Source organism: Aquabacterium olei (assembly GCF_003100395.1).
In the GTDB taxonomy this organism is placed as follows: domain Bacteria; phylum Pseudomonadota; class Gammaproteobacteria; order Burkholderiales; family Burkholderiaceae_C; genus Aquabacterium; species Aquabacterium olei.
In genome coordinates this window covers 3,391,615-3,408,397 of the sequence record NZ_CP029210.1, presented here as the reverse complement: position 1 = coordinate 3,408,397, position 16,783 = coordinate 3,391,615, and the positions used below count along the sequence as shown (strand labels likewise).

At 70.0% G+C, this 16,783-nt stretch carries 15 protein-coding genes; 6 read left to right on the top strand and 9 right to left on the bottom strand.

Annotated elements, in window-relative coordinates:
• Positions 1 to 88: 88 nt before the first annotated feature.
• Positions 89 to 532, top strand: a complete 444-nt coding sequence (locus tag DEH84_RS15370; RefSeq protein WP_159098991.1) for a PEP-CTERM sorting domain-containing protein — start codon at positions 89 to 91, stop codon at positions 530 to 532.
• A gap of 19 nt (positions 533 to 551) precedes the next feature.
• Here DEH84_RS15370 and rsmA read toward each other — a convergent pair whose 3' ends face one another.
• The 3 genes from rsmA to DEH84_RS15355 are packed head-to-tail and all read right to left on the bottom strand — an operon-like array spanning position 552 to position 5,284.
• A complete protein-coding gene (gene rsmA / locus DEH84_RS15365; RefSeq protein ID WP_109037639.1) occupies positions 552 to 1,388 on the bottom strand; it encodes a 16S rRNA (adenine(1518)-N(6)/adenine(1519)-N(6))-dimethyltransferase RsmA in 837 nt (278 codons plus the stop codon).
• Positions 1,378 to 2,763, bottom strand: a complete 1,386-nt coding sequence (locus DEH84_RS15360) for a peptidylprolyl isomerase (protein ID WP_109037638.1) — start codon at positions 2,761 to 2,763, stop codon at positions 1,378 to 1,380. Before DEH84_RS15360 ends, rsmA begins: the two co-directional genes overlap by 11 nt.
• 13 nt (positions 2,764 to 2,776) lie before the next feature.
• Complete coding sequence (locus tag DEH84_RS15355; RefSeq protein WP_159098990.1) at positions 2,777 to 5,284, bottom strand: LPS-assembly protein LptD; 2,508 nt, start codon at positions 5,282 to 5,284, stop codon at positions 2,777 to 2,779.
• Between the two features lie 130 nt (positions 5,285 to 5,414).
• Here DEH84_RS15355 and DEH84_RS15350 point away from each other — a divergent pair, with 130 nt between their 5' ends.
• Both DEH84_RS15350 and DEH84_RS15345 read left to right on the top strand, forming a co-directional pair.
• Entirely contained in the window at positions 5,415 to 6,509 is a 1,095-nt protein-coding gene (locus DEH84_RS15350; protein ID WP_109037636.1) for an aminoglycoside phosphotransferase family protein, read from the top strand.
• An 81-nt stretch (positions 6,510 to 6,590) separates the two neighbouring features.
• Positions 6,591 to 8,141: a DEAD/DEAH box helicase gene (locus DEH84_RS15345; RefSeq protein WP_109037635.1), complete on the top strand. Its 1,551-nt coding sequence runs from the start codon at positions 6,591 to 6,593 to the stop codon at positions 8,139 to 8,141.
• 78 nt (positions 8,142 to 8,219) lie between these two features.
• Here DEH84_RS15345 and DEH84_RS15340 read toward each other — a convergent pair whose 3' ends face one another.
• The 5 genes from DEH84_RS15340 to DEH84_RS15320 all read right to left on the bottom strand — a co-directional run bounded on the left by DEH84_RS15340 (position 8,220) and on the right by DEH84_RS15320 (position 13,618).
• Entirely contained in the window at positions 8,220 to 9,017 is a 798-nt protein-coding gene (locus tag DEH84_RS15340) for a transglycosylase domain-containing protein (protein WP_109037634.1), read from the bottom strand.
• Between the two features lie 36 nt (positions 9,018 to 9,053).
• Positions 9,054 to 9,929, bottom strand: a complete 876-nt coding sequence (gene aroE / locus DEH84_RS15335) for a shikimate dehydrogenase (protein WP_109037633.1) — start codon at positions 9,927 to 9,929, stop codon at positions 9,054 to 9,056.
• The gene (locus DEH84_RS15330) at positions 9,929 to 10,834 is read right to left on the bottom strand and encodes an energy transducer TonB (protein ID WP_109037632.1); all 906 of its coding nucleotides are present in this window, start codon (positions 10,832 to 10,834) and stop codon (positions 9,929 to 9,931) included. Before DEH84_RS15330 ends, aroE begins: the two co-directional genes overlap by 1 nt.
• A 36-nt stretch (positions 10,835 to 10,870) precedes the next feature.
• On the bottom strand, positions 10,871 to 12,931 hold the full coding sequence (locus DEH84_RS15325) for a ribonuclease catalytic domain-containing protein (RefSeq protein ID WP_109037631.1): 2,061 nt from the start codon (positions 12,929 to 12,931) through the stop codon (positions 10,871 to 10,873).
• 72 nt (positions 12,932 to 13,003) lie between these two features.
• Positions 13,004 to 13,618, bottom strand: a complete 615-nt coding sequence (locus DEH84_RS15320) for a YqiA/YcfP family alpha/beta fold hydrolase (protein ID WP_109037630.1) — start codon at positions 13,616 to 13,618, stop codon at positions 13,004 to 13,006.
• 66 nt (positions 13,619 to 13,684) lie between these two features.
• Here DEH84_RS15320 and DEH84_RS15315 point away from each other — a divergent pair, with 66 nt between their 5' ends.
• Together DEH84_RS15315 and DEH84_RS15310 are read left to right on the top strand one after the other, a co-directional pair.
• Positions 13,685 to 13,999, top strand: a complete 315-nt coding sequence (locus tag DEH84_RS15315; protein ID WP_109037629.1) for a DUF1840 domain-containing protein — start codon at positions 13,685 to 13,687, stop codon at positions 13,997 to 13,999.
• Positions 14,000 to 14,074: 75 nt separating this feature from the next.
• A complete protein-coding gene (locus tag DEH84_RS15310) occupies positions 14,075 to 14,743 on the top strand; it encodes a histidine phosphatase family protein (RefSeq protein WP_109038430.1) in 669 nt (222 codons plus the stop codon).
• Positions 14,744 to 14,767: 24 nt separating this feature from the next.
• Here DEH84_RS15310 and DEH84_RS19640 read toward each other — a convergent pair whose 3' ends face one another.
• Positions 14,768 to 15,397, bottom strand: a complete 630-nt coding sequence (locus DEH84_RS19640) for a TetR family transcriptional regulator (RefSeq protein WP_109037628.1) — start codon at positions 15,395 to 15,397, stop codon at positions 14,768 to 14,770.
• 128 nt (positions 15,398 to 15,525) lie between these two features.
• Between DEH84_RS19640 and DEH84_RS15300 the strand changes: the two genes are divergently transcribed.
• A complete protein-coding gene (locus DEH84_RS15300; RefSeq protein WP_109037627.1) occupies positions 15,526 to 16,779 on the top strand; it encodes an efflux RND transporter periplasmic adaptor subunit in 1,254 nt (417 codons plus the stop codon).
• Positions 16,780 to 16,783 lie beyond the last annotated feature (4 nt).

Sequence of the window (16,783 nt, the reverse complement as noted above, 5' to 3'; positions counted from 1 at the left end):
CGGGCTCAAAAGAAGCGAAACAGGCCGGAATGGGCTGGCACGGCGCATGCGTGATGAGCCGCACCCCAACACCTCAGGAGGTCCCGCCATGAAGCGTTCCCTGTTTGCCCTTGCCACCGCGGCCGCACTGTGTGTGGCTGGCGCGGCCCATGCTGCCGAGCCGGTCTACGGCACGCTGTCCGGCACGTCGAAGAGCGTCAAGACGGTCTTCGAAGTCGACTACGCCGGCACCCTGTATGGCAACCTGTCGTCCTATCTGATCGACGGCGTCGGCTACGACATCTTCTCGGTGGTCGTGGACGGCGTCACCCTGGTCGACGAGCTGCCTGCATCCCCGAACGATTTCTACTCGTTCGCCTTGCCCGTGCTGCCCGGTGAGCACACCATCTGGGTGAAGGGGGCGAGCTTCGGCGGCCAGTTCAGCGGCACCTACACGGTCACGCCGGTGCCCGAGCCCGAATCGCTGGCCCTGGCCATGACGGGGCTGGTGGGTGTGGCTGGCGCACTGGGCCGTCGCCGCCTCAAGCGCTGAACTTCGCTTTGCGGGGCGCTCAGCGCGTGGCCACGGCCTGCTGTGCCAGGGAGAGGTAGTCGGCCACCGGCACCTCCTCGGCACGGCGCTGCAGGTCGAAGCCGCTGTCCAGACCCCGTTGCGCGATCCACGCACCCAGCGTGTGGCGCAGCAGCTTGCGGCGCTGCGAAAACGCCACCGCCACCAGTTCCTCCAGCACCGCCGGATCGATGTCCGGGGGGGCTGCAAACGGCGTCATGCGGACCACGGCCGAGTCCACCCGCGGCGGCGGATCGAAGGCTTCCGGCGGCACATCGACGACGTTTTCCATGTCGTAACGCCACTGCAGCATCACGCTCAGGCGCCCGTAGTCCTTGCTTCCAGGTGAGGCCACCATGCGGTCGACCACTTCCTTCTGCAGCATGAAGTGCTGGTCCTCCACCACGTCGGCCACAGGCAGCAGGTGGAACAGAATGGGGCTGGAGATGTTGTACGGCAGGTTGCCGATCACGCGCAGCTTGCGGCCGATCTGGGCCTGCAGCGCCGCGAAATCCACCTTCAGCACGTCGGACTCGACGACCGACAGCTCCGGGCGCTTGCGCAGCCGGGCCGCCAGGTCGCGGTCCAGTTCGATCACCGTGAGCTGACCGCTGCGCTCCACCACGGGATTGGTCAGCGCCGCCAGACCCGGGCCGATCTCGACCAGAGCCTGACCAGGCCGCGGGTCGATTGCTCGCACGATCTCGTCGATGACGCCGCTGTCGCTCAGGAAGTGCTGACCGAAGCGCTTGCGGGCCACATGGCCGCCACCGCCAGCCACCGCGCGCTTGGGGGAGCCGCCCTGAGGGCGCCGGTTTCCAGGACGATCAGGGCGCATCACGCATCTCGATCCAGGCGGCCGCGCGGATCTCGCGCGCCCATTCCTCGTAGGTGGACTCGAACTTGCGCTCGCGCAGCACGTTGCGGGCGGCTTCGCGCTTCTGTGCGTCCGTCAGCTGCACCTCGCGGCGTTCGATCAGCTGAATCAGGTGAACGCCGAAGCGGCTGACCACCGGCTCCGAGATCTGGCCCGGTTGCAGGGCATTGAGTGCGCGCTCGAACTCGGGCACGAACATGCCGGGCGGGGCCCAGCCCAGGTCGCCACCGCGCGCGGCGCTGCCGTCCTCGGAGTACTGGCGGGCCATCTGCGGGAAGCTGCCCTGGCCGCTCGTGATCTGTCGGCGGATGTCGGCCAGGCGCTTGACCAGGTCACCCGCGGGTTGCTGCGGGCTGCTGCGCAGGAGGATGTGGCGCGCGCGCTGTTCGGTGTAGGTGGCCTGCGCGGTGTTCTCGCGGGCCACGAGCTTGATCACGTGGAAGCCAGCGTTGGAGCGCACGAGGGGCGCCACCTGACCGACCTGCAGGTTCTGCGCGGCCTGCACGAACAGTTCGGGCAGCCGGCTGGCCTCGCGCAGACCGAAGCTGCCGCCCTGCTCGCGCGTGCCGCGGTCGTCGGACTGGGTCTTGGCCAGCTCGCTGAAGTTGGCGCCCTGGGCGGCCCGGTCGCGCAGCCCCTGGGCCTTGGCCTGCAGGGTGCGCACCTGTTCCGGCGTGGCGCCCTCGGGCACGGCGATCAGGATGTGGGCCAGGTTCAGCGCGGTTTCGGCCTGGCTGGCCGGCTCGCTCTGCAGGAAGGCGGTGACCTCGTCGTCGCTGATGCGGATGCGGGCGCCCACTTCGCGCTCGCGCACCCGCTGCAGCAGGATCTGCTCGCGCAGGCTGGTGCGGTAGCGCTGGAAATCGAGGCCATCGGCTTCCATGCGGCGCTTGAGCTCGGCGCGCGTCATCTGGTTCTGCATCGCGATGCTCTCGATCGTGGCGTCGATCTCGGCGTCGCCCACGTCGATGCCCAGCGTCTTGGCGTGCGCCAGCTGGGCCTTCTCGTCAATGAGCGCGTCCAGCACCTGGCGGCGCAGCTCGTCGGCCGGCGGCAGTTGCTGACCACGCTGCACGGTGGCCTGCAGGCGCGCCACCCGCTTGTCCACGTCGGTGTAGGTCACCAGCTCGTTGTTGACGACGGCAATGATGTAGTCGGCCGTGGTCGGCTTGCCGGCCAGGCTGAGCTCGGTGCTCAGACCGGCGTTGGCCGGAATGCGCGGCGAAACGGCCGGGGCGTCACGCCGGAACTGGGCCAGGGCGGGAGACAGCGCGCTCACCAGCAGGCTGAGGCAGACGCCGCGGGCCACCGCGCGCAGGGCGGTCGTATGAGACATCGAGGGGCGGTGGTCAGTCATCGGAAGGGAAAGGCTGGGAGGCGGGGGCCGACAGGACGCTGTCGTCCTGACGCAGCAGGCGGTAGCCGGGGATATTGTCCCTCAGCGTGCTCAAGGGGTTCGAGCCGATGCGCGACAGACCGACCAGTTCCAGCTGGAACATGATGCGGCGGCTCGAGGTGGTGCCCACCGTGGTGCGCTCGGCCACGACGCGGGTGATCCAGCAACCGGCGTCGTATTCGACGCCCAGCAGGCTGTTGGCCATGCGACCGTCGCGCATGTTGTAGTTGAAGCGGCCGACGCTGTACCAGGTGCCGCCGTCGCCGCAGGCCGAGCTGCTCACGGCGGGCTGGCCGTTCAGGCTGATCTGGTCGGGCGACGAGGCCTGGGCGCGCATCTGGTTGACCGAAGGCTTGCGGCCGGCAATGGGCCACTGCCAGCCGACGTCCACCTGGTTGGTGCGCTCGCGGGCGTAGCGGTAGATGGCACTCACCGTGCGATATCCGCCGGGCGAGTAGCGCATGCCGATGGTGGCGCGCTCGGCTTCGTGCGACTGCGCGTTGAGCTGCAGCACGTTGTCGAGGTACCAGTTCGGGATCACCGACGTGGACGCCAGCAGCAGCAGGTCGGACAGCCGGTCGGTGATGGGGCCGTCGCCTGTCGGGTTGATCTTCTGGTCGGCCAGCAACACCTTCTGGATCACGCCCAGGCGCAGCGCTTCGGCGCCGGTGGCCTGGTCGAACAGGCGCGAGGTGAGGCCCACCGTCACCTGGTTGGCGTCCGAGATGCGGTCGACGCCGGTGTAGGCGTTCTCGCTGTAGATGGCGTACTGGTTGAAGTCACGCGGCGCCGTGTCGAACAGCGGCAGCATGCTCTGGTCCTTGTACGGCGTGCGCACGTACTGGATGCGGGGCTCGAGCGTCTGCGTGAGCGCGCGGTTGAACATCGTCACCGGCCGCTCCATCGTGAAGCCGGCCTCGACGCTGAACGTGGGCAGCGTGCGGGAGACGCTGCGGCTGCCCGAACTCAGGGTCTGGTCCAGCTGATAGCGGGTGTTGTCCAGGCTCAGGCGGGGGGTCAGGCGCAGGCCGCCCAGCGAGAAGGTCTGCTCGACCGCGCCGGTCAAGTTGCTCCGCGTGCCCGACTGGCGGGTTTCGTCCGGGTGCGAGAACTGGTCGACCTGGCCCTTGACGCGCCAGGTGAGGCCGCTCTCGGCCACCGAGCGGCTGCGGACGCCGGCACGGTTGCGGTTGTACGGGGATTCGATCGCGCTGAGCAGCGGGTCGGCCGTCAGCGAGGTGTCGCGCAGCACCTGCCAGCGCTGCGTGCTGGCAAACAGCGCGGTCTGGCTGTTGCCCAGGCCCCAGTCTCGGGCATTGAGCTGGCGCTCGACCGACGCGTGGCTGTCGTACAGGCGCGGCGTGATCGTGGGCAGGTAGCGCGAGAAGTCCTTCCAGTAATCGTCGTCCGAGACGCGCCGCCAGCGCAGGTCGTAGCTGGTGAGCGCCAGCCCATCGGCCGAGGCCCGGCTGCCGAGCATGCGCAGGTTCACCATGCCGCGGTCGCGATCCGTCACGCGGTCGCCGGGCAGGCCGAAGGCATTGAGCGAGGCCCGCTCGTACTGCGACAGATAGCGGAACTCGCCGCCCAGGCCCATGCCGCGCCGGCTGGAGAAGGTAGGCGTGAGCGTCGCGTCCATGTTGGGCGCGATGTTCCAGTAATAGGGCTCGGCGATGCCAAGGCCGTTGCGCGTGTCGTAGTCGATGCTGGGCGGCAGCCAGCCCGATTTGCGCGCCTCGGTCAGCGGGAAGGTGAGCACCGGTGCCGCCAGGATGGGCACGCCCTTGAAGCGGATCACCGCGTTCTCGGCGCGGCCCTCGTTGGCATCGAAGTCCATGTCGACGCGCGAGGTGCGCAGCGACCAGTCGGGTTCGGCCGGCGTGCCGTCGGCGGTGTTCTCGGGGGTGCAGCTGCTGTAGCTGGTGTGGTGGGCGCGCAGGCGGTTCTCGCCGAGGAACTCGATCAGCGTGGCCTGGCCCCCGGCCTGCGTGCGCGCAAACCAGTACTGCGGCCGGATGAACTCGCCTTCCAGCGTGTCGAGCTGCAGCGTCAGCTCGGGGCCGCTGAAGACGTTGCCGTTGCGGGTGATCCGCACATGCCCCGCGGCGCGGGCGGTGTTGTCGGGCTGGGTGTGCACCAGCTCGTCGGCCCGCACCGTGAGGTCGCCCTGACGCAGGCGCACCGAGCCGGTGGCACGGGTGCGGCGGTCGGCTTCGCCCTCCAGCGTGTCGGCTTCGAAGAAGAGGGGCAGCTTGCCGTTGTGCGGCCCGGCGGGGGCCGGCAGCGAGAAGCTGAGCCGCGAGGCACCCGTTGTGGCGGCCGACGCCGGTGCGGCCGTGCCGGGCGCGTCAGAGGCCTGGGCGTGAGCCGGGCTGGCCATCGCGGTCAGGCCCAGCAGGGCCACGGCCAGGGCGATCGGCGAGCAGTGAGGAAGGGCGGGGGTTCGGTGGATGCGGGACACGGTGGAATCAGGTCGCAGGGATGCTGCGGCGTGGGCGTGTCGCGGCTGCGATCCGGCCTTGCCTAAAATCAGCCATTATTTCATGTCACCCCGCCGTCTTGCGGGGCCTCTTCCCCAGTCTGTCGCCCCCATGTCCGAATCGACCGCCGCTGCCGCCCCCGTGCCCTCCCTCACCTGGGCCGATCCCGCCCGCGCGCAGGCGTTTGCCGCCTGGCTGGCCGACGTGGGGCCGCGCCACGGTCTGGACGCCGCCTCGGTGCAGCCGGCGAGTGCCGACGCGAGCTTCCGGCGCTATTTCCGCGTGGCCGCCGGCGCGGGCTCGCTCGTCATCATGGACGCGCCGCCCGACAAGGAAGACTGCCGCCCCTTTGTCGCCGTCGACCGCCTGCTGGCAGGGGGCTTCGTCAACGTGCCCGCCATCCTGGAGTGGGACGAGGCCCGGGGCTTCATGCTGCTGGGCGACCTGGGCCGCCACACCCTGCTGTCCACCCTGGTGACCGACCAGCCGTGGGACGCCGGCAACCGTGCGCGCTACCGCGCCGCCACTGAAGAACTGGTGCGCCTGCAGGCCGTGCACGCCGCCGGGGTGCTGCCCGCCTACGACGACGCACTGCTGCAGCGCGAGATGGACCTCTTCCCTGAGTGGTATCTGGGGCAACTGCGCGGCATCACGCTGGACGACACCCAGCGCGGCCACCTCGACCGCATCTTCACCACCATCAAGGCCCAGGTGGGCGGCCAGGCCCGCGTGCTGGTGCACCGCGATTACCACAGCCGCAACCTGATGGCCGATCCGGCCGACGCGTCGGCGCGCCCGGGCGTGATCGACTTCCAGGACGCTGTGCACGGCCCCATCACCTACGACCTGGTCAGCCTGCTGCGCGACGCCTACGTGATGTGGGACGAGGACGTGCAGATCGATTACGCCGTGCGCTACTGGGAGGCCGCCCGCCGGGCCGGGCTGCCGGTGCCGGTCGATTTTGGCGAGTTCTGGCGCGACTTCGAATGGATGGGCCTGCAGCGTCACCTGAAGGTGCTGGGCATCTTCGCGCGCCTGGCCATCCGCGACGGCAAGCGCCAGTACCTCGACGACATCCCCCGCGTGTGGACGTACGCCCACCGTGTGGCTGCGCGCTACAGCGGGCTGGGCGCCCTGCGGCTCCTGCTGGAGCAGGCCGAAGCGGCCCACGGCGGGGCCCAGACGCAGGTCGGTTACACCTTCTGAGAGGGGCTCCCCTGATCGGCGGAGGGGGAGCAATCGCAAATTTGCGCAAAAAAGCAGCAACAGGAGGATAATGGTCCCTTGATGACCTTGAATACCTCTGAAGTGGCCGATCTGGCCCCGGCTGCACCGGCAGTCGCCGCGGCACCCGAAGCCGCCCCCTCCGCCGCCGTGGCCGAGGCCCCCGCCCTGTTCAACACCCTGCCGCTCGACGCCAAACTGCTGCGCGCGATCGAGGCGCAGGGCTACGCGACGATGACGCCCATCCAGGCCAAGGCCATCCCGATGGTGCTGGCCGGTCGCGACGTCATGGGCGCGGCACAGACGGGCACCGGCAAGACCGCCGCGTTCTCGATCCCGCTGCTGCAGAAGATGCTCAAGCACGAGAACGCCAGCATGTCGCCGGCCCGCCACCCGGTGCGCGCCGTGGTGCTGGCCCCCACGCGCGAGCTGGCCGACCAGGTCGCCAACAACGTCAAGGCCTACGCCAAGCAGACCAATCTGCGCGTGGCCGTGGTGTTTGGTGGCATCGACATGAAGCCCCAGACGGCCGAACTCAAGGGCGGCGTCGAGGTGCTGATCGCCACGCCGGGGCGCCTGCTCGACCACATCGAGGCCAAGAACTGCAACCTCGGCCAGGTCGAGTACGTCGTGCTCGACGAGGCCGACCGCATGCTGGACATCGGCTTCCTGCCCGACCTGCAGCGCATCCTGAGCTACCTGCCCAAGCAGCGCCAGACGCTGCTGTTCTCGGCCACATTCTCGACCGAGATCAAGAAGCTGGCGCAGAGCTACCTGCAGGACCCGGTGCTGGTCGAGGTGGCGCGCCCGAACGCGACGGCCACCAACGTCGAACAGCGCTTTTACAAGGTCGATGAAGACGACAAGCGCGCGGTGATCCGCCAGATCCTGCGCGACCGCAACATCAACCAGTCCATCGTCTTCGTGAACTCGAAGATCGGCGCCGGTCGCCTGGCCCGTGCTTTCGAACGCGACGGCCTGAAGACCGCAGCGCTGCACGGCGACAAGTCGCAGGACGAGCGCCTGAAAGCCCTCGCGGCCTTCAAGGCCGGCGAGATGGACCTGCTGGTGGCCACCGACGTGGCTGCCCGCGGCATCGACATCGCGGCGCTGCCGGCGGTGTTCAACTACGACATCCCCTTCAACGCCGAAGACTACGTGCACCGCATCGGCCGCACGGGCCGTGCCGGCGCGTCGGGCCTGGCGGTGTCGCTGGTCACGGGGGCCGATGCGCGCCTGATGGCCGACATCGAGAAGCTGATCAAGAAGAAGCCGGACGTCGAGGCATTCGAGCTCGAGCGCCGTGGCTACGGTGACCGGGGTGGCTACCGCCGCGAGCGCCGTGACGAGGGCGACAGCCGCCCGGACGAGGGTTTCGGCCGCGGTGCGCCGCGCGAAGCCCGTGCGCCGCGGCCCATGTCGTCGTCCCCGCGTCGTGCGCCGTCCGACCCGTTCTTCGACAAGCCCTACGAACCGACGACACCCGATGCCGCACCGGCGTGGGAAAAGGGCGACGCCGCCGTGCCGGCGGCGGGCAACGGTCTGTCGCGCTTCATCAAGCCCAAGCGCAAGGTTGCGATGCTGCTGGGTGGCTCGGGCACGGCCCGGCGCTGATTCCCGCTGAGCCGCTGCGCTGTGTCACGCCGCCCTCGGGCGGCGTGGTCGTTTCTGGGCTGCGCGCCGCCGCGCTGATCAGGGCAGCTCGACGCCGCCCATGCGCGCGGCAATCGTGCCGGCGCGCCCCACCAGGTAGCCCGACGCGGGCTGCTTCTCAAAGCGTTTCGGGGCGGGCAGCATCACCGCCAGGCGGGCGGCCTGCAGGGGCGCCAGCTGGCCGGCATCCACGCGGAAGTAGTGCCGTGCGGCCGCCTGCGCGCCGAACAGGCCTTCGCCCCACTCCACGTTGTTCAGGTAGATGGTGAGGATGCGCTCCTTGCTCAGCAGGCCTTCGAGCATGAAGGTGATGGCGAACTCCTGTCCCTTGCGCAGGAAGCTGCGCTCGCTGCTGAGAAAGAGGTTCTTGGCCAGCTGCTGCGTGATGGTGGAGCCGCCGATGACCTTGGGTGTGGCCGTCAGGGCGTTGGGCGGCGGAGGCGGCGTGCGCCCGCGCCGCTGCGCGCGTTCCACCGCGCGTTCGTAGCGGGCCTGTGCGGCGGCCCGCAGCTTCTCCGTGCGCTCCTGCGCCCGGGTGTTCTTGTGCCACGCCTTTTCCAGCGCGTCCCATTCCACGCCGCCGTGGTCCACGAAGTTCGCGTCCTCCGATGCGATCACGGCGCGCTTGAGGTGGCTGGCGATCTGGTCGTCGTCGCGCCACGCCTGGCTCCAGGGCAGTCGCCCCTGGCTGAACAGGATGCGGGCGGCCTCGCTGCGCTGGAACGCGGTCGACTGCGGGTTGACCACCGTCATCAGCGCGATGCGCGCCAGAAAACAGAGCTGCAGGGCCAGGCCGCACAGCAGGGTGAGGAGGACGATTCGCCAGACTGCGCGCATCGCGACAAGGCTCCGGGGTAGGTCGTGGGAGGGGGCTCAGTGGCCGGGGGGGGCGTCGACCTCGGCACGCAGCGCGGCCAGCACGGGCGCGGTGTCAGGGCGCACGCCGCGCCACAGGAAGAAGCTTTCGGCCGCCTGCTCCACCAGCATGCCCAGGCCGTCGCGCGGCTCGCCGCCGTGCGCGCGCACCCAGTCGAGGAAAGGGCGGGCCGCCGGGCCGTACATCATGTCGACGGCCAGCGTGCCGGGGCGCAGCACGGCCGCGCTCACGGGCACACCGCTGCCGGCCAGGCTGGCGGCGGTGCCGTTGATGAAGACGTCGAAGGCGGCGCCAGCGTCATCGAGCCCGCGGGCGGCCAGGCGCACGCCATGCTGCGCGGCCCAGTCGGCATGGCGGGCCACGATGGCTTCGGCCTTGGCCACGGTGCGGTTGGCCATCACGATCTCGGCCGGGCGAGCCTCGATCAGCGGGCCGAGCACGCCGGCACTGGCGCCCCCCGCGCCCAGCAGCAGCACACGCTGGCCGGCCAGCGCCACGCCCGCGTTGACGGTGATGTCGCGCACCAGGCCGACGCCATCGGTGTTGTCGGCCAGCCAGCCGTCGGCGTCGAAGCGCAGCGTGTTGGCGGCCTCGGCCAGCTCGGCCCGCGGCGTGCGCCGGGTGGCCAGCGCAAACGCCTCGAACTTGAACGGCACCGTGATGTTGGCGCCCTTGGCCCCGCTGGCGGCAAAGGCACGCACCGTGTCGGCAAAGGCATCGAGCGGGCACAGCAGGCGGTCGTAGGCCACGGCCTGACCCGTCTGCGCGGCAAAGCGTGCGTGGATGGCGGGCGACCGGCTGTGGGCCACGGGGTTGCCGGCCACGGCGTAGCGGTCGGCCGAGGTGGCGGGCTGAGCAGGAATCGGGTTCATCAGGGCTGGGTGGCCGGCTCGGTCGGCGCGGTGGGGGCCATGGTGGTGGCCTGCATGCCGGCGTCGCGGGTGAAACGGAAGCGGGACGAGATCACCAGCAGGTCATGGCCCGTGCTGACTTCGGGTGGCACGGCGCCGAAGGGGCCGGCCTGGCGGACGATGGCGGCCGCGCGCTTGTCGAGCAGGCGGTTGCCCGATGGCGTGCGCACCTCGGTGTCGATCACGCGGCCCTGGCGGTCCAGCGAGATGAACATCACCAGCTCGCCATAGAGCTTCTCGCCGTTGCGCCCGGTGGGGAAGTGGTCGGTGCCCGCGCGCTCCACCCGGGTGCGGAAGGCCGCGTAGTACAGCGCGTCGGCCGACTTCAGCGTGGCCGGGCTCAGGTAGCGCTTCTTGGGGCGCGCATTCTCTTCGCGGATGCGCTTTTCGATCTCGGCCAGCAGGCGGGTGAGCTGGCGGCGGCGTTCTTCCTCGGCGCGCTGCTGCGGGGTGTCGGTGCGGGCGTCGGGCTGGGGCGGCGGCAGGGCGGCCAGTTCCTGACGCACCTGGGTCAGCAGCAACTGCTGCTCGCGCTGCATCTGCTCGATCATCCGCATCGCGTCGTCCACCGCGTCGCCCTGTGTGTTCTCGGGCGATGGGGGCAGCGGCGAGGTGGCCCGGCCGCGGTCGGCCTCGCCACCGCCGGCCAGGTTGGCCTGGGCCAGTGCCTGCGCCTTGGTGGGGGCCTCGTTGCTGGCCGCGTTCACCAGCACCACCTCCAGCGGCGTGTCCTTGAAGACGCGGTTGAAGCCTTCCGGGTCGACCAGACGGAAGCTGAACAGCGCTGCATGCACCAGCACCGACACGCCCAGACAGACCTGGAGCAGGCTCAGCGAGGTCCACAGGGCTTTCAGGCGGTTCAGCATGCGCGTCAGGTGGCGAGGTGCGGGGGGCCGGGCCCGTCAGGCAGCCGGGGCGTCGCCAGCAGGCGCGTCCGCGTCGCTCACGTCGATGGCCAGGGTCAGGGCCCCGGCATTGTCGACCAGCTCGTCTTCCGCGTCGGCCTCGGCATCACCCGCATCGGCGGGGGCACTGTCGTCCAGACGCGCCACCACGCTGGCGTGCACGTCCAGCGTCAGCGCGTCCAGCCCGGTGATGCGCACGCGCACGCGGGCGTGGCGCGGCAGGCCGTCGGCGCCGATGGCCTTGAACACCAGCGGCAGCGTGTCGGCGCGCACGAGGCCGTTGACCATCACGGCCGCATCCAGCTCGGTGATCTGCTGTTGCTGCAGGTATTGCAGCGTCCAGTAGCGTTCCATGCTGGACTGGAAGCCGTTGTAGGCGCTGTAGGCGCCGTCGAAGCCTGAGATCACGGCAAACAGCTCGGCATCCTTGGGCTTGAAGGGCGCGACCAGCGCGGCGGTGCGGCCATGCTTGGCGCACGCCACGATCTGCCACTGGTTGACCAGGTCGACGTAGCGGCGCAGCGGCGAGGTGGCCCAGGTGTACTGCGCCACGCCCATGCCGGCGTGCGGCAGCGCCTTGGTGCCCATGCGCACTTTGATGCCGGGCGCCAGGCTGGCCTGGCTGCGGTAGATGCCGGGCACGCCCAGCTCGGCCAGCCAGCCGCCCCAGGTGCTATTGGCCAGGATCATGGCCTCGGCCACGATCAGGTCGAGTGCCGAGCCCCGCTGGCGCGTGCCGATGGCCACCTGTTCGGTGCCGGTGGGCTCGATGCCGTCACTCATGGTGTTGACGCCGTTGGCGCCGATGAGCTTGAAGGTGTAGTCGGGGCGGTTGAAGTTCTCGGGCTTGCCACGCACCACTTCGCGCTGCGCCTTCAGGTGCTTGGCCAGGCGGAAGGCAAAGGCCAGCTCGGGGGCGAAGGCGTAGTCGGCCGGGGCCTCGCCCGTCAGCGTGGCGTCGGTGATGACGCTGTCGAGCTGGTCGTGGCGCAGGTTGGCGGCAATGGGCACGCGCTCCAGCTTGGTCTCGCTGCCCTGGACGGCCAGCGTGGCCTCGTCGAACGTGACGTACAGCGACACGGCCGGGCAGTCGCGCCCTTCGATCAGCGTGTAGGTCTGCACGACGTCGTCGGGCAGCATGGTGATCTTGTGGCCGGGCATGTAGACGGTCGACATGCGGCCGCGCGCGAGCGCGTCGACCGGCGAGCCCGGGGCGATGGCCAGGCCCGGCGCCGCGATGTGGATGCCGTAGACCACGGTGCCCGTGCCCAGGCCCTGCACCGACAGCGCGTCGTCGATCTCGGTGGTCATCGAGTCGTCGATCGAGAAGGCCTGCACGGCGGCCAGCGGCAGCGTGTCGGTGATCGGCGGCGCTTCGAGCGCCGGGAAGCCCGTGCCCTTGGGGAAGTGCTCGAACAGGAAGCGCTTGAAGTGGAACTGGTAGGGGCTGTCGATGGCGCCCGCGTCCTTCAGCAGGTCGAGCGGGGCGCGCTGCGCGGCCTTCGCGGCCTCGACCACGGCCTTGTACTCGGCGCCGTTCTTGTCGGGCTTGAAGAGGATCTTGTAGAGCTGGTCCTTGATCGGCTGCGGGCAGCTGCCGGCGGCCAGCGCCTCGGCCCACTGCGCGATCTGCAAAGCCTGCTGCTTCTTGCGCTCGATGGCGGCCAGCGCCTGCTTGAGGATGTCTTCCGGCGCCTTCTTGAAGCGGCCCTTGCCGCGGCGGTGGAAGTAGTGCGGTGTTTCGAACAGGCGCATCAGCATGGCGGCCTGCTGCACGGCGTCGGCCGAGGCACTGAAGTACTCGCGCGCCAGATCGTCGAAGCCGAAGTCCTCTTCGGGCGCCACTTCCCACACCAGATCGACGTCGATGTCGGCCGACTGGGCGGCGGCCTGGGCCAGCAGCTCGGCGGGCGCCGGCTTGGCGAACTTGATCAGGACGTTGGCGGCTTTCACCTTCACGCGCTTGCCGCTGTCCAGCTCGATCTGCATCGAGCTGTCGGCTTCGGACATCACGCGGCCGGCCTGGAATTTTCCGGCGTCGTCAAACAGGGCAAACATGCGGCGGGGTTCTCGGGTGAGCGGGCAAAGCGCGATTGTCCCATTTTGCTGCCGTGGCCCGGCAGCCGGGGTTCAGTCCAGGCCCAGCCAGTGCATCAGGGCGGGCAGGTGGTCGGCAAAGTCGCTCACGGCGTGGTCGCTGCCGGGCAGCACGGTCAGGGCGGTGCCCTGCAGTTGGGCCACCATTTCCCGCCAGTCCAGCACCTCGTCGCCCTGGGCCACCAGCGCCCAGTGGTGCTCGGGGTGCGTCAGGGGCCAGGGCGACAGCGCCTGCAGCTCTCCGATGAATTCAGGGCGGAAGAAGAAGCGGTCGGCCGGGTTGTGGAAGGCCGTCTGCTCGCCGATGTAGCGGGCCAGATCGCGGTCAGGCGCCACGGCCGGGTTGATGAAGGCTGCGCGGCAGCCCAGACGCTCGGCCGTGACGGCCGCGTAGAAGCCGCCCAAGGACGAGCCGACCACGGCCATCGTGTCGCGCGGCCAGTCGGCCGTCAGCGCCGCAATGTCGGCCCAGGCCTGGGCGGGCGAGGGCGGCAGTTGCGGACACGCCCACACCGGCGTGGGGTGCCCCGCCGACCGGCGCGCATCGAGGGCCGCCGCCAGCATCCGAGCCTTGAACGAGCCGGGCGAGGAGCGAAAGCCGTGCAGGTACAGCAGGTGCGTGGGCGAAGAAGTGGGAGAGGCGACCATGGGTTCAGAGTATGCCGCCCGGGGCCGGCGCCATAATCGTTTCGAATCCGTTCGAGGGGAGCCCGCATGTTCACTTTCAAGTCCCAGGCCACAGACAACCTGGTGATGCTGCAGTCCACCGCCGAGGCGCTGCTCAAGCTGGTCGGCAAGAGCGCCGCCGAGCCCGGCATCATCGAGGTGGCCGACATGCCGCGCGTGCTCGAAGCACTGCGCGGCGCCCCGGCCTTCGTGCCGCCGCCGCCGGTCAACCCGGAAACCAACGAGCCGATCGAGCTGCCGTTTGCCGACCAGCCCGTGTCGCTGCACCAGCGCGCCGCACCGCTCGTGCGCATGGTCGAGCAGGCGCAGGCCGAAGGCAAGCCCATCGTCTGGGGCGTCTGACGCTGTGCCTGCGGGGAGGCAGGGACATGCGGATGCGGCATGGTGCGCTGCCGCATGCTGAGGCATGATGACGCGATGCCCGACAACCTCACCCGACTGGTGGTCGTTCGCCATGGCGAAACCGACTGGAATACCGAAACCCGCATCCAGGGCCACACCGACATCCCGCTGAACGCGCGGGGCCGGTGGCAGGCCGAGCGTGTGGGTCAGGCGCTGGCCGACGAGGGCATTCACGCCATCTACAGCAGCGACCTGCAGCGCGCCCGCGACACGGCGGCCGCCATCGCCCGCCACGCCGGGCTGCCGTTGCACGTGGATCCGGCCTTGCGCGAACGCCACTTTGGCTGCCTGGAAGGGCGGACGCAGGCCGAGGTGGCCGAACACCACCCGGAAGACATGCGCCGCTGGCGCGCCCGTGAGCCCGGCTACGGCCCGGCGGGGGGCGAAACGCTGCAGGCCTTCTACGACCGCACCGTGGGCGCCGCCGCCCGGCTGGCCGCGCTGCACCCCGGGCAGACCATTGCCCTGATTGCGCACGGGGGCGTGCTCGATTGCTTCTACCGCGCGGCCAACCGGGTCGCGATCGAAGCCCCGCGCAGCTGGAAGGTCACGAACGCCAGCATCAACCGCCTGCTGTATTCGCCGGAGGGGTTCAGTCTGGTGGGCTGGGCGGACGACCGCCATCTCGACGAGGACGGCCTGGACGAGACCACCGACGGTCTCGTGCTGCGCTCCGTGGGCTGAACCGGGCCCGGCGGCGTGCGACGCTCAGCGTGCCACGCCCGCCTGCGGCCGGATGCCGTCCAGGAACAGCGTCAGGCTGCTGCGGCCGGTCTCGCACAGGTCGAACCGACCGGGCTCGAGCATCCAGTTCTGGATCAGGCCGTTGACGATGGCCAGCAGGGTGAGCGTCAGCATGGCCGGGTCGAGGTCGGGGCGCACCCGCCCCGCCGCCTGGGCACGCGTCAGGCAGTGGCCGATGTGCTGCGCGCAGTTTTCCTGCACCTCGATGTGACGGCGCCGCACGCCGTCCAGCTCGGCCACCAGTTCGATCTTCAGCGTCGCAATGTCGAAGACCCTTCGGGTTCGAGGGTCGTGCACGATCTGGTGAAACACATTCATCGAAGACTGCAGGACGTCGGCCAGCGGATCGGTGCGGCCCGGTGCGTCGAGTTGGGCAAGCCCGTCCTCCATCGGCAGCGTGGTGCGCGCCATCATCGCGTTGAAGAGGTCGGCCTTGTCCTTGAAGTGCCAGTAGATGGCCCCGCGCGTGCAACCCGCGGCGCGGGCGATGTCCTGGAGCGACGTGCGCGACACACCCTGCTGCGCGAACAGGGTTTCGGCGGCGTCGAGCAGGGATTCGCGGGTCTGAAGGGCGTCAGCCTTGGTGCGTCGCATGTGAATTTCGGAAAAGACCGTCGGCGGCCATGGGGAATTGTCTCCGATCCCGCTGCATACGTGCGTGAATGTATGTATAGTGCCATGGTTAATTGACCAGGCAAGAATTCAAATCCGAGGTGTCCCTTATGGTCTCCCCCTCCTTCCCGACGCTCCCGACGCGGTTTTCCGCCCAGCTGGCCGTGTGTGCGCTGGCCGCCCTCATCCTGACCGCCTGTGGCGGTGACGACAAGTCCAAGGGCGCCGGTGCGCCGGCGGCCGGTGCGGGTGCGGCGCCGCCCCCGGTGCCCGTGGGTGTCGTGACCGTGAAGCCTGGCTCCGTCCCGGTCATGGCCGAACTGCCTGGCCGCCTTGAAGCTTCCCGCGTCGCCCAGGTTCGGGCGCGCGCGGCCGGCATCCTGCAGAAGCGGCTGTTCACGGAAGGCAGCGACGTGCGTGCCGGCCAGCCCCTCTTCCAGATTGATCCGGCCCCCTACCAGGCCGCGCTGCAGAGCGCCCAGGCCACACAGGCCAAGGCCGAAGCCAACCTGGCGCAGGCCACGGCCCTGGTCGAGCGCTACCAGCCGCTGCAGGCCGCCAAGGCCATCAGCCCCCAGGAGTTCCTGAATGCCCAGGTGGCGCAGCGCCAGGCGCAGGCCGACGTGGCCGCCGCCAAGGCCGCCGTGGCGACCGCCCAGCTCAACCTCGGCTATGCCGCGGTGACCTCGCCGATTGCCGGCCGCGTGGGCCGCGCGCTGGTGACCGAGGGTGCGCTGGTGGGGCAGGGCGAGGTCACCCAGCTGGCCGTGGTGCAGCAGATCAACCCGCTGTACGTGAACTTCACGCAGTCGGCCAACGAGGTGATGCGCCTGCGCCAGGCCCTGGCCGCCGGTCAGCTGCAGCGCGCCGGCGAGAACGCCGCACGCGTGAAGGTCGTGCTGGACGACGGGCGTGAGTATCCGGTCGCCGGGCGCCTGCTGTTTGCCGACCTGACGGTGGACGCCGCCTCGGGCCAGGTCACGCTGCGCGCCGAGCTGCCCAACCCGAAGGCCGAGCTGCTGCCCGGCATGTACGTGCGCGTGCGGCTGGAGCAGGCCCAGGTGGGTGGCGGCGTGCTGCTGCCCCAACAGGCCGTGACGCGCACCGCCCAGGGGGACTTCGTCACCGTGGTCGAGGGCGGCAACAAGGCTGGCCGCCGGCCGGTCAAGCTGGGCGGTGCCACCGGAACCAACTGGGTGGTGCTCGGCGGTCTGAAGGAAGGCGACCAGGTGGTGGTCGACGGCTTCCAGAAGATGATGATGAGCCCGGCGTCGCCGCTCCAGCCGGTGCCCTGGGCGCCGCTGGGTGCCTCGGCGCCGACCGCTGCTTCGGCCCCGGCGTCGTCGGCTTCGGCCGCCCAGTGAAAGG